The organism is Nocardia sp. NPDC047038 (assembly GCF_040644075.1).
Lineage (GTDB): Bacteria > Actinomycetota > Actinomycetes > Mycobacteriales > Mycobacteriaceae > Nocardia > Nocardia sichangensis.
In genome coordinates this window covers 1-12,820 of record NZ_JBEYVQ010000016.1, presented here as the reverse complement: position 1 = coordinate 12,820, position 12,820 = coordinate 1, and the positions used below count along the sequence as shown (strand labels likewise).

Annotated in this window: 10 protein-coding genes; 7 read left to right on the top strand and 3 right to left on the bottom strand. The window is 62.6% G+C overall.

Annotation, left to right across the window (positions count from 1 at the left end; all coding sequences use genetic code 11):
- Positions 1-36 precede the first annotated feature (36 nt).
- A complete protein-coding gene (locus tag ABZ824_RS32840) occupies positions 37-201 on the top strand; it encodes a hypothetical protein (RefSeq protein ID WP_356967917.1) in 165 nt (54 codons plus the stop codon).
- A 284-nt stretch (positions 202-485) separates the two neighbouring features.
- Here ABZ824_RS32840 and ABZ824_RS32835 read toward each other — a convergent pair whose 3' ends face one another.
- The 3 genes from ABZ824_RS32835 to ABZ824_RS32825 form a co-directional block, all read right to left on the bottom strand.
- A complete protein-coding gene (locus ABZ824_RS32835; protein ID WP_356967915.1) occupies positions 486-3,668 on the bottom strand; it encodes a type I restriction endonuclease subunit R in 3,183 nt (1,060 codons plus the stop codon).
- 131 nt (positions 3,669-3,799) lie between these two features.
- Positions 3,800-4,399 carry a restriction endonuclease subunit S gene (locus ABZ824_RS32830; RefSeq protein ID WP_356967913.1) on the bottom strand — a complete coding sequence of 200 codons (600 nt, stop codon included), beginning with the start codon at positions 4,397-4,399 and terminating at the stop codon, positions 3,800-3,802.
- The gene (locus tag ABZ824_RS32825; RefSeq protein WP_356967911.1) at positions 4,392-5,999 is read right to left on the bottom strand and encodes a class I SAM-dependent DNA methyltransferase; all 1,608 of its coding nucleotides are present in this window, start codon (positions 5,997-5,999) and stop codon (positions 4,392-4,394) included. Before ABZ824_RS32825 ends, ABZ824_RS32830 begins: the two co-directional genes overlap by 8 nt.
- 411 nt (positions 6,000-6,410) lie before the next feature.
- Between ABZ824_RS32825 and ABZ824_RS32820 the strand changes: the two genes are divergently transcribed.
- From ABZ824_RS32820 to ABZ824_RS32795, 6 genes are all read left to right on the top strand, one after another.
- Positions 6,411-7,208: a hypothetical protein gene (locus ABZ824_RS32820; protein ID WP_356967909.1), complete on the top strand. Its 798-nt coding sequence runs from the start codon at positions 6,411-6,413 to the stop codon at positions 7,206-7,208.
- A 59-nt stretch (positions 7,209-7,267) separates the two neighbouring features.
- The gene (locus ABZ824_RS32815; protein ID WP_356967907.1) at positions 7,268-8,395 is read left to right on the top strand and encodes a hypothetical protein; all 1,128 of its coding nucleotides are present in this window, start codon (positions 7,268-7,270) and stop codon (positions 8,393-8,395) included.
- Entirely contained in the window at positions 8,392-9,861 is a 1,470-nt protein-coding gene (locus ABZ824_RS32810; protein WP_356967905.1) for a hypothetical protein, read from the top strand. Before ABZ824_RS32815 ends, ABZ824_RS32810 begins: the two co-directional genes overlap by 4 nt.
- Positions 9,858-11,174, top strand: coding sequence for an AAA family ATPase (locus ABZ824_RS32805; protein ID WP_356967903.1), 1,317 nt, complete (start codon positions 9,858-9,860; stop codon positions 11,172-11,174). The genes ABZ824_RS32810 and ABZ824_RS32805 overlap by 4 nt, the downstream gene beginning before the upstream one ends.
- A gap of 82 nt (positions 11,175-11,256) precedes the next feature.
- Positions 11,257-12,510, top strand: coding sequence for an exonuclease SbcCD subunit D (locus tag ABZ824_RS32800; protein ID WP_356967901.1), 1,254 nt, complete (start codon positions 11,257-11,259; stop codon positions 12,508-12,510).
- On the top strand, positions 12,507-12,820 hold a 314-nt coding region (locus ABZ824_RS32795; protein WP_356967899.1), incomplete at its 3' end, for an AAA family ATPase. The genes ABZ824_RS32800 and ABZ824_RS32795, both read left to right, overlap by 4 nt.

Below are 12,820 nucleotides of genomic sequence, written 5' to 3'. Positions count from 1 at the left end.
GGTGTCGCTGCTCCGAGTGGTGCGCGGACATGAGCCGTGGCGGCCACCGTGCTCCCCGACGCCCTCGCCCGCCACGGCCACTACACCCTCGCCGGCCACCACCCCGGTCGCCGACCAACCCGCGACCATCCTCCCCCCGCCGCGGAGCACCCCTCCGGCGGCCCGCCCACGCACCCCGACACCTACTCGCTGCGATCCTGAACGGCGAAGCTACCGGGTCAGCAGCGCCCCATGCACATGCGCAACCACAGCCTCTCCGCGCCGCACTCGTGCTCGAGCGCCGAGGTACCGCGCGATCGCCGAACATCTGGCCGAGATCTTCGACGGTGAGCCCACTGTGCGACCCGGACGATACGAGTGATGGCCAGCAAGCCTTCGAAACAACAGCCAGGTAGGACGCCGAGCAAGAGATCGTCAGCAGCACGGCCGGGCACTGTACGTGTCGACTGTCGAAACGTCTGCTTCAGCGGTTCACGCGCGCGGTGCTAGTTGGACTGGTCCTCGGCAACATGTTCTGCCTGCTGGAGGATCAGGTTGGTTGCCGAAGCTTCTTGGTCGGGTGGGTAGCCGTGCTTGAGCAGGAGGCGCTTTATCCTCGTGCGGAGCTTAGCCCTGACGGTCTCCTTGATATTCCAGTCCGTCTTGGCATCTTCGCGGATGATGGCGGTCAGTTCCTGCGCGATCGCGCGCATGGTCGCGTCCTGCATCGCGATGCGGGCCGATTCGTTGTCTCTGAGGGCGTCGTAAAAGGCCAGTTCGCTGTCGGTGAGCCCGGTTTTCTCTCCGCGCTCCTTCTGGGCCTTAATCGCCTGTGCTATCGCGACGATCTCTGCCATCACCTGCGCGGCATCTATGGTGCGGTTCTGGTACCGGTTCATCGATTGGGACAGCATCTCGGAGAACCGTCTCCCGGCGACGATGTTGCGCTTGCTGATCACCTTCACCTCGTTCTGGATGAGGCGGCGTACGGCTTCCAAGCGGGCGTTCTTCAGATCGGCGGTCTCGAACCGCGTCTTGAACTCGTCGTCGATGACCGAGATGTCTGGCACGTCGATCCCGGCTTCGGCGAACAGGTCTATAACGCCGGAGCCTGAGATGTGCTCGGAGACGATCTGCCGGATCGCAGTGTCGAGTGCTGCGTCGGACTCGCTGCGTCGGGCGTCGGTCTCGAGCTTGGCGAGCTGGCCACGGACAGCGTCGAAGAACCCGATGTCTTCGACTACCGCGTGTGCCTCGTCGGAAGTTGGCACGAGCGAGTACAGCTTCTTCAGGCGGCTGGCGTGTGCCATGAACCTCTTCTTGAGGCTCGGCTGACCATCGCTGTCGTCGTCGAACTCCCTGGGTTCGGCGTCGCCGGTGTCGTCAGTTGACCGGTCTGTCTCAAGCAGGTGGTCGACGACAGCGGTGACTGCGTACAGAAACGCTTTGTGCCCGCCGTCGCCGAGGATCGTCACCCAGTCCACGCCGTGGAGCAGGTCACTACAGATCGAGTGTTCGATGAGCATCTCCGGGATCGCCGCCTGACGTACGTCCGCGCCGATGACCCGTTCCCTCTTGTCCCGCGGGGTGTAGGTGGCGAGCGCATCGTGTAGGTCGTTGGCAATGCCGATGTAGTCGACTACCAGGCCGGACGGCTTGTCCTTGAACGTGCGGTTGACGCGAGTAATGGCTTGCATCAAGCCCGCCGAGCGCATCGGTTTGTCGACGTACATGGTGTGCATCGGCGGGGAGTCGAACCCGGTCAGCCACATGTCCCGCACGATCACCATTTCCAGCGGGTCGTCGGGGTTGCAGGCGCGGGCTTTGAGGTCGCGGCGCTGTTGCTTGTTGCGGATATGTGGCTGGAAGCGCTCCGGATCGGTGGCGTCGCCCGTGATGACGACCTTGAGCGCCCCTGTTTCATCGTCATCGGAATGCCATTGCGGGCGTAGCCTGACGATCTCGTCGTACAGGTCGACGGCGATCCGGCGGGACATCGTCACGATCATGCATTTACCTACCAGCACGGAGTTGCGAGCGTCCCAGTGCTCGACGATGTCGACGGCGAGCTCTTTGATCCTCTTCTTGGATCCGACGATCGCCTCGACCCGCGCCCATTTGGTCTTCAACCGCTCCGCGATCTCCTCCTCCGATCCGACCGTCGCGTCGTCGAACTCGTCGTCGATCAGGTCGCGCGCGTCCTCCGGCAGCTCGACCCTCGCCAACCGCGGCTCGTAGAAGACCTTCACCGTCACACCGTCGGCGATCGCCTGCGTCATGTCGTAGACGTCGATGTACTCGCCGAAAATCTCCTCTGTCGAGCGGTCCTTCTCATCGATCGGCGTACCGGTGAACCCGATGAACGACGCGTTCGGTAGCGCGTCCCTGACGTTGCGGGCGAACCCGTCGATGAGGTCATAGTTCGTGCGGTGCGCCTCATCGACAATCACCACGATGTTGTTGCGCGCCGATAGTGTCGGGAACTTCCGGCCTGCCTCCCGGTCTGCCTTGGTGAGCCCGAACTTCTGAATGGTGGTGAAGATGATCCCGCCGGACTCGCGGCCACCGAGCAGCTGTTTGAGGTGGTCCCGCGAATCGGCCTGAACGGGTGCTTGCGGCAGCGGCGAGCCCGGCTTCGAGGAGGCAAACGTGTCGTCGTAGAGCTGATCATCGAGATCGTTGCGGTCTGTGAGGACCACCACCGTGGGGTTTTCCATTGCCCGGGCAGACATCACCAGGCCCGTGTAGAACGCCATCTCCAGCGACTTGCCCGAGCCCTGCGTGTGCCACACCACCCCGGCACGCCCATCACCCTCAACCGCTTCGACGGTATGATCGACGGCTTTCTTCACCGCCCAGTACTGGTGGTATTTCGCCACCGCCTTCCGAGTTTTTACGCCCTCTCCAAAGGTGGCGACGAAGTGCCGACACAAGTCGAAGAACACGTCGAGGCGGAACATGCCCCGTGCGAGTACTTCGATCTGTGGCATCTTCAACCCGTCACGATCACGCGGATCGCGGGTGTGCCCGTCGATCGTCTTCCAAGCCGCCCAGTGGTTCCACGGGGCACTGAACGATCCCGCCAGAGCCTCGACACCGTCGGAAACGACGGACACCTGGTTCCACTTGAACACATCCGGGATCTGCGACCGGTACGTCTGCGTCTGCTGGTACGCCCCTTTGACGGTCGCGTACGCCTTGCCGGTCCGCTTCAACTCGAACAATGCCATCGGCAGGCCGTTGACGAACAGCAGGATGTCCGGCCGCCGAGTCTTTTTCGGTCCCTGAATCGAGAACTGGTTGACGGCCACCAGATCGTTGTTGGCGAAGTCATCCCAGGCGATCAACCACGCCCGCGCCGCCCTAGCGCTCCCGTCAGCGTCGCGATACTCAACCGGAACCCCGTGGATCAAGAACCGATACGCCCGCCAGTTCTCCGACTCCACCGCTGGAGATTCGACACGCTTCACCGCCGCGATAACGTCCGCCACAGCTTCGGGCGGCAGATCGGGGTTCAGGCGGACCACGGCGTCCCGCAGGCGGCCCTCCAGAATCGTCTCGCGATAGTCCGCCCGCTCGGCCTTCGGCTCTCCAGGCGCGATTTCCGGACCGAAGAGATGCTTCCATCCCAGCTCATCGAGCAACTCCAGAAGCCACTGCTCCAAATCGTCCTCAGTCGGCGTCGACACCTACCCCACCCCTCGAGAACCTCGACACGCATCCGGCCAGATACAAACAGCGGAGATTATCGAAGGTGCGGACGCTGGAGTCGGCCATCGCAATCCTGAAATTTGGAGACCGTGGTTGCTCATAGCTCTTCCTATGTTGAAGCGGAAAACCGCTGAAAAATCGCAGCCGATAAGCGTTCTGCTCGATCGATCTCGCGACGGTTGTGGGCGATGAGTTCGTCAAGGGCTCCAAGCGCGGCAACAAGTCGCTCTTGCTCCTCTATCGGCGGCAGATTAATCACCACTCGACGAAGGTCTGTCAAACTGACGTAGGGAGCCATATCAGTCTGGTCCTTGTAAATACCGAGCTGACCCGCGAACTCCAGTGAACGCGCCCAGTGATATAGCCATGTCGAGTTCAGTGCATCTTCGTTGAGGCTCCGCAGGAAGCAGACTTGAGGACTGTACGAATGTTCCGGGAAGTCATCCGGTACGCGGGCAACTCGTCCAACGGTACCTTTCGTCGTTATGAGCACATCGCCTGGCCGAGAGACTTTCGCGCCCATTTTCGTTCTGAACTCGAGTCGGATGTGATCCTTGTATGACGGTTCCAATCGTCCGTCAAGCACGTCAGCGACACGCAGGATGGGTAATCCGGTGGTACCAAGTTGATCCGCACGAGTTCGGTATCCATCACTGAATATGAGATCGCCTCGGGCAGACAACTCGGCCAAGGTAAGTGACTTACGCATCGCATCCCACCAGGGAGTCGAGTGCGGCAAGCGCTGACGCTTCGAGTTCAGCCCGCTTCTTGAAACCGTCGCGGATCTCGTTGGTGAGTCGGGTGATCTTCTCATCGAGGGGTTCACCGTCATCCTCGGCTTTTTCAGCACCGACGTACCTACTCGGCGTGAGGACGTAGCTGTGCTCGGCAATCTCGGCGCCCTCGACAACGCGACAGAACCCGGGGACATCCTGGTATGGCTGGCCGTTGCTGGTGTCGGTGCCGCGCCATGCGTGGTAGGTGTCGGCGATCTTGGTGATGTCGTCGGTGCTGAAGGCTCGAAGCGTACGGCTCTCCATGTAACCGATCTTGCGGGCGTCGATGAACAGCATCTCGCCCTGTCGTGGCCTGGTCTTCGCCCCGTTCGGTCGAGCGGCCTTGTTCTTGGTAAGGAACCACAGGCAGACCGGAATCTGCGTGCCGAAGAAGAGTTGCGGCGGGAGGGCGACGATGCACTCCACAAGGTCAGCTTCTACTAGCCTTTTCCGGATCTCGGCTTCCCCGTTCTGCTGGCTCCCCAAGGACCCGTTGGCTAGGACTGTTGCCATGGTCCCTGTAGGTGCCAAGTGATACAGCATGTGCTGTATCCAGCCATAGTTGGCATTGGCATCCGACGGAGTTCCGTAGCACCATCGGACGTCGTTCTCCAGCCTGGTGCCGCGCCACTTGTCCTGGTTAAAGGGAGGATTCGCGATGACAAAGTCGGCGCGGAGATCAGGGTGCTGGTCATTGTGGAACGAGTCGCCCCACTCCGCGCCGAGGTTGGCGTCGATGCCGCGCAGGGCGAGGTTCATCTTCGCCAGCCGCCACGTGGTCGGCACCGATTCCTGCCCGAAAACGGAGATGTCATTGTGCACGCCGCCGTGTGCTCGGACAAACTTGTCGGCCTGGACGAACATGCCGCCGGAGCCACAGGCGGGGTCGAAGACGCGGCCGTGATAGGGCTGAAGCATCTCCACCAGCAGTTGAACCACGGAGCGTGGTGTGTAGTACTGCCCGCCGCGCTTGCCTTCACCTCCGGCGAATCGGCCCAGGAAGTACTCGTAGACGCGGCCGAGCACGTCGAGGTCCTTGTGCTCCTCAGCTGCGAGGTCGGAGCGAGAAAAGACGTCGATGAGCCCGCCGAGCATCTCGGGGGTGAGCTCTTGGCGGGTGTAGTTCTTCGGCAGCACGCCGCGCAGCGTCGGGTTCTCCCGTTCGATCGCCGCCATAGCCGCGTCGATCCGCGCGCCGATGTCGGCCTGCTTGCCGACCTTGCGCAAGTCCTCCCACCGATGCCCGTCGGGAATCCAAAACACGCCTTCGGCGGTGTACTCGTCGCGGTCTTCGAGCACCGACCACTTCGCGCCCTCGCTGGGCATGAAGTAGTCCGAATCCGGATCGTTGACGAGTCGGGCCAGCTCGTCGTGGCGTGCGGTGAACGTGTCCGAGACGTACTTCAGGAAGATTAACCCCAGCACGGGGTGCTTGTACTCGGCAGCATCCATCGACGAGCGCAATGCTGTCGCCGAATCCCAGAGCACCTCCTCCAGGCTCTTGTTCTGCTTCGCCCTAGTCCTCGGCGGCACTGCGACCTCCTCTTCAATTCGTCACGCTCGTCGGTCAACTGTATTCGTCGGCCATAGACTGCCTGACCGAACGGATGGGGTTCGACTCCCCCGTGTGACCTCGAGTCGTCATCGGTGCCGCGCACTCGACAAGGTCATCGTTGACGCTGGCTCTCGTGGCCGTAACCTCAAGAGTGGGTAAGCGGCGGGCACACGACCAGTCGGACCGCTCCTGCTCCTGCACGAACACCGCCTCCCCAAACTGTGAATCTGCCTGCACTCTAGCGTGATTCACTGCTTCACAATCATCATCATGTGGTCGCCTGCGATTCCGCAGAACAAGCGACGACCATGTAGACATCATGACATTGCCTTCAGTAAATGATGGAATTTACTGGATAAGGGTGGAATGGGTGTGATAACATATCGGTCGTGACCACCCCCTTGGAGGAACTCGAACGACGGATCGAGAACCTGCGCATCGACCTACGTCGTGCCACGATCGCAGGTGATTCGGTGCGAGCTCGCGAACTGAGGGCGGAGCTACGTCGAACGGACAAGGCCTGGGAAGACGCTCTGGCGGCCTTGGCGCCGTCCGTGGATGAACCCGAGCTGGTCGGTCACCCCGGATCGCTGCTGTCGATTCGGGATCAGGTTCATCAGGCATTGACGCTCGTAGGCGTGGCATCTGCGCCGAAGCTGATCGCGGCGGTGCAGGATGCGTTCTTCGGTGGCGGACTCGGTGGATCCAAGCTGACCCACCTTCGCCGGGATGAGGAACGTTCGTTCCGGTCATCTCCTTACGCTCGCCCCTACTACCTGTGCAGCGCGCTGACTGCGGATCGTCTGACTGCGGCCCGAGGTCTGCTGGCCGTGTCGACCTGGCCGCTGAGCCGCCGAATGATCGGCCCACTCAGCCCGCGCGTGGACTTCCTCTCTGCGGCCATCAACGTGGCGGAACAGGTGGGGCGGATGGGGGAGCCGACCTTGCCTGCGATGCGTCTGCTGTGGCGGTTCGCCACCACTATCCCCGGTGCTGGCGAGAACTTCGACGTGCTGGAGTGGGAGACCGTCGCCGAGGCGGCCCGTGCCGAGCTGGCAATACATTCCGACGCTGACCTAGCCGATCGCGATTCGGCGGCAACGCGGGCCGGGTCTCAACTCGATGACGTCCAGCAGTTGTTCGGCGCCGTGCTCGAGGTTGTTTCGCGCTCTACAACTGAACACTGATCGCGCAGCATCGATTACTCTTCTCATCCACGCTTGCTTCCCTTGTGAAGGAAGATCATTTGAACGACAACGACTTTCGTCTGGATTTTATCCGCGGGTCGGTCACCCCGAAGAAGCACAACGCCAGGACGATCGCCGCCCTGACCAGCAATCCCGGGTGCGCGCGACGTAGCGTTCTCGATGCCGCCGCGGTCGATAAACAGGAACTGGCAGAGCATCTGGGATACCGTCCCCAGTTCGGGCAGTCGCCCTTCGACCTGACACGCGGCAAGGCCTTCGAGGCCTTCGTCAAGGACCATGGCTGCACCGAGCTGCTCAAGCTGCTGCGAGAGCATCTGCAGCTGCCGCTTCCACAGGTCGCCTACGCTGATCTCAACAACGTGGCCGGTCACGACACGCTCGAAACGCGCTACACGAACTCGCGCCAGCAGCTAACACGAGCCGGTCGGTCCGGGCCCGGCGCGGGCACCCTGTTCGATCATCCGCTGCTGCGGATGAACATCGCCGGCCACAACGCCTATCTCGAACCGGACCTGATCGCGTTCAAACTGTCCGAACAGTTCCACGTCGTGGAGGTGAAGTCCTTCCCGATCATCGACGGCAGCGCCAACCCGGCGAAAGTCGCTCTCGCGGCGACACAATCGGCGGTGTACGTGCTGGCCCTGCGGCAACTGCTTCAGGAGCTGCGGCTGGATCCGTCACTGGTGTCGGACGAGGTGTTCCTCGTCTGCCCAGAGAACTTCTCGAACCGGCCGACCGCAGCACGAGTGGATGTCCGCAAACAACTCACCGTCCTGCGCCGCCAACTCGCCCGGATCGCTGACATCGGCACCTTATTGGGCGCGCTGCCACCAACCCTGACACTGGACTTGTGCCGCGACCCGGAGGGAAAGGCTACCCGCTCGGTGGCCGACCTGTGCGCTGCTCTGGACGCTATCGAAGCGCGATACGCACCCGAATGCCTGACTACCTGCGAGATGGCACTGTTTTGCCGAAACGAGGCGCACGATCGCACCTCGCGATTGGGTCGATCGGTCCAGGAAGACCTCGGCGGTATCGAATCGATCACCAGGACCCTTCACCTGGCGGAAGGAACCCGGACCCCCGGCGAGCACGAGTACGAGGCGACACAAGTGCTGAGGATGGCCGCACAGCTGCGAATGGACTGCCTGGGCGGTGTAGCATGAGCACGCTCACCGCTCTGGCTCGCGCATACGCCGTGAAAGCCCGTCGTGCACAGCCGATCACGACAGTGCGGCACATTCATATCGAGGACCATCCGATGGTCTGCGTTCCCCTGAGCTTGGCCGGTGAAGTGATCGCGCCCTTGGCCGCGCTGGTCGGCACCGATCGCGACCACCCGGAACTGCTCATCGTGCCGCAACCACGCGACCGGGTCCTGCGGCTCGAGTTCGCCCACGAACTGGCAATGCGGGTCCTGCACTACATCGCGACGTGCCGACACGCCACCACCGGGCCAGCCATGGGCACAGCAGCACAACTCTGGGTGCCCAATCGCGGTGGCGTCGAATTCCTCCGACTGCTCGGCCGCTCGACGCGATTCCGCTCCACCACCGGCGAATACCCGGCTCCGATTCCGGTACCGGACCTTGGGCGATGGCTGACCTTCTACGCCGAGCGAGCCGACCACCCCGGATCCTCGCTGCTCGTTGCCGCCACCGACGCCTTGGCCCGGCACTGGGCGAGCGGGCAGAGCGACCTCGAAGACGCCAACCTCGCCGCGCTGCTCGGCTGGATAGAACCACCGCCGGATTCCGATGGTGCCCGAGCCGCACTCGATGCCGCTGATCCATTGATCTGGCCCCCAGCCGGACCGGCCACCGACCCGACATTCGACCGGGAAGTGCTGGCACCAAGTATCGCCGAGTACGACCGCGCCACCACACGACGGGACCGCCTTGTCGCCACCACGCGTCTCGAGACAGCACTGCGTGAGCAGCTGTTGCCGACCTGGCAGCTGGTGTGGCGCGGGATCGACTGCTTACGAACCCTGGCCCCGGGAGCGCACGTGCCCGCGCGCTGGAGCCGAGATATCAAGGAATTTACCAAGTTCGGCGATCGAGTCGCCAAACGGCAGCGTCCACAACCCAAACGAGACAGCGCGGTGGCCGCCGCAAGGAGACTGAACGAGCTCGAGCGGGCGCAGGCGGAGTACGACGCGCAACGGGCTTTCGACGACCTGCTCGTGATGGCCGAGTACCGCCTGTCCGGCGAGGCATTCGCCGGAACTGTTACCACCGTCAACCTTCAGAACCCTGCCGGGACAAGACGCCGATCCCCGAAGCCGGTGATCACCATCCACACCACCGATCCGGTCAGGTTGACCGCCGACGAGGGCGCTGCGCTGGTGGACCAGCAGCGACCACAGCAGAAGGCCTCCATCACTGCCATCCGCAGCCGGGCCGACGGTACCGAGATATCCCTCGAACTGTCGAGGGGAATGGGCCACGGCAAGACCCCGCAACCCGGCAGCGTCCCCGCCGTCGGCGACCTCGTCTGCTACAGCCGACTCTCGGACCGATACACACCGACGGGCAAGTTCCCCGATCGCAGCGACACCCCGTGGACCCACGGCGGGCCCCCGGACGAACCACTGCCAGCAGCCCAGGACGCGAACGAGGAATGGTCATGAACAGCGTTGTCGCACAACAGGTCGACCATGTGATCGCAAGCGTGCTCGCGGAATTCCAGCACGGCAGCCACCGCGGGGTGGTCGTGGATTCGCCACCTGGTGCCGGGAAATCCACACTGGTGGTGCGCGTGGCGGTCGAGATAGCGCAGTCCGGCGAGCCGGTGATGGTCATCGCTCAGACCAACGAGCAGGTCGATGATCTTGTCAATCGACTGGGAATGGACGCGCCGACTGTGCGGATCGGGCGCCTGTGTTCGCACGACTATGTACCCACCGCCCAGGTGGCGCACCCAAATATAGTTGTCGGCCAGCAGTTGTCGAACCTCGGCGACGTCCAGATCACCGTCGCTACAGCCGCCAAATGGGTGTATGTCACTGAAGGCCCCTGGCCGTGGGCCATTGTCGACGAGGCGTATCAGATGCGATCGGACATGCTGTTGCGCGTGGCACTACGGTTCGATCGCGCACTGTTCGTCGGCGACCCTGGCCAGCTGGATCCATTCTCCACCATCGACATCGATCGCTGGACCGGTCTGAAGTGGGATCCGATGCAGAGCGCCGTCGCGGCGATGCTGCGCAGCAACCCCGACCTGCCGGTTCATCAACTCCCAGTGTCATGGCGGCTACCGCCGTCGGCTACCGAGCCGGTGTCCTCCGCGTTCTACCCATTCACCGGATTCCGTGCCGCCACCGAGCCCCATCAGCGTTATTTCTCCTATAGGACAAGCGGATTCGGGACCGCATCCGATAACACTCTCGATCTGGCGGCGCAAACGGGATGGGCTCTGCACGAACTACCAGCACGCCACACCGTGCGCACCGATACACAAGCCATCGAGACGATCGCCGACCTGGCGCACCGCGTCCTACTTCGCGGCCCTGTGGCCCGATCCGAACGCAGCACCGACGAGACCGAGGTCGGCGCAGACCGGATCGCCATCGGCGCCGCCCACCGCGATCAGGTTGCGGCGATCCGGCAGGCCCTAACCGCCCGCGGCATCGCCGAGATCTGTGTGAACACAGCAAATCGCCTGCAGGGCAGCGAGTACGACCTCGTCCTGGTGCTGCACCCGCTGTCCGGACGCCGCGATGCCACCGCATTCCACCTCGAATCGGGACGGCTGTGTGTGCTGACCTCCCGGCACCGGCACGCCTGCATCGTCGTCGCCCGCGCCGGCATTCAACGACTGCTCGATGCCCATCCGCCTAGCGAACCGATGCACTTGGGGGTCCCCGCGAAATTCCCGGACGGCTGGGAAGCGAACCAATCCATGCTCACCCATCTACAGAACCACCGAATATCCGCCACATAACACCGAATTCATCTACGTTATCAATATTTTCGATCAGGCGTGCCGAAAGGCACGCTTCCCCTCCCGCGCCCGGAAGAAGATCATGAGAATCCTCCACACCTCCGATTGGCATCTCGGCAAGATGCTGTATCAGCGATCCCGCGCCGAAGACCACATTGCTGTCCTCCACGAGATAATCGATATCGCCCGAACACGCGAGCCTCACCTTATAATTCATTCTGGCGACCTGTTCGATCATCGCCGGCCGTCCTACCGCGACGAAGGCATCGCGATAGACGTCCTGCAGGAACTCGCTGCGATCGCCCCCATCGTAGTGCTTCGTGGCAACCACGACTCGCCCCACTGGTTCCGCCATTTCGCCCGAGCGTTCGGGCCACGCAGCGGAATTCACCTTATCGACAGCCGACGCGATCCGAACGACGGTGGAATACTCCGCTTCGACGGACCCGGCGACACGACCCTGCGACTTGGTGTACTCCCGTTCGTCGATCTGGCTACCCAGACCAACGTATACGACAATCCCGACCAATGGTATTCGTCCTACGCCCGGGCTGTGGGCGAATTCGAACGAGAACTCGCCGCGGAATTGGTGCGCGATCTGGACACCAGCCGGGAGATCGCCGTGTTCACCGCACACGAATACGTGCGAGGCGCTGAACTCAGCGGGACCGAACGAGCAATGCACATCGATGACAAGTACGCCACCGATCCCGCGGACCTGCCCACGGTCTCCTACGCTGCGCTCGGACACATCCACAAACCCCAACAGCTCCGCATCAGCGGCGTCACCGCCTGTTACGCCGGATCCCCACTGCAGCTGGACTTCGGCGAAGCGGGCGAGCAGAAGAGCGTCGTCATCGCCGATCTGCACCCAGGCCAACCCGCCGAGATCACAACAGTCGCGCTCCGAAGCGCGCGGCAGCTGCGGATCTTCGAAGGCACCCTCGACAAACTACGGGCAAACGCATCGACCTTCGGGCGGGACCTGTGCCTCTTCAAAATCCACACCCCGACAAACGATCCCACGCTCGCCGAGCAAGTCAGCGCGATCGTCCCCGACGCGGAGATCGTAGGAGTACGACCGATATTCGGGGATGAACCGGAAATTATCACCGCTGACATTGTTGGCGCTGAGGCCGACTCGGATCTACGGACATTATTCGCTGAATTCCTGTCCACCCAGACCGGGCCAAAGGCGGACCCACAGATTCTGCACAAACAGTTCGACCGCATCCTCACCTGCTTCGAAGACGAGGTCACCTTCACCTTGCCGGACATCGAAGCGCTACTGGCCGAACCCGACGACACCACTGACCTTGAGGAGAACCAGCGATGAGACCGCTGCATCTGAAATTCAAAGGTTTGCGCTCATATCAGCGCGACCAGGAAATCGACTTCACCAATATCAACCTGGCCGCCATCATCGGCAACACCGGCGCTGGGAAATCATCGATCCTGGAAGCGATGTGTTTCGCTCTCTACGGCTACCCGACATGGGCCAAACAGAACAGCAGCTGGCTGGCAGCCCACGGAGGCGACGGCGCCGTGCGTGCCGAGCTGACCTTCCGGGCAGGCGACAAAACCTGGTGCGTGCGGCGAGCGACAACCATCGACAACCACAAGCGGACCGATGCCCTCACCTGCCG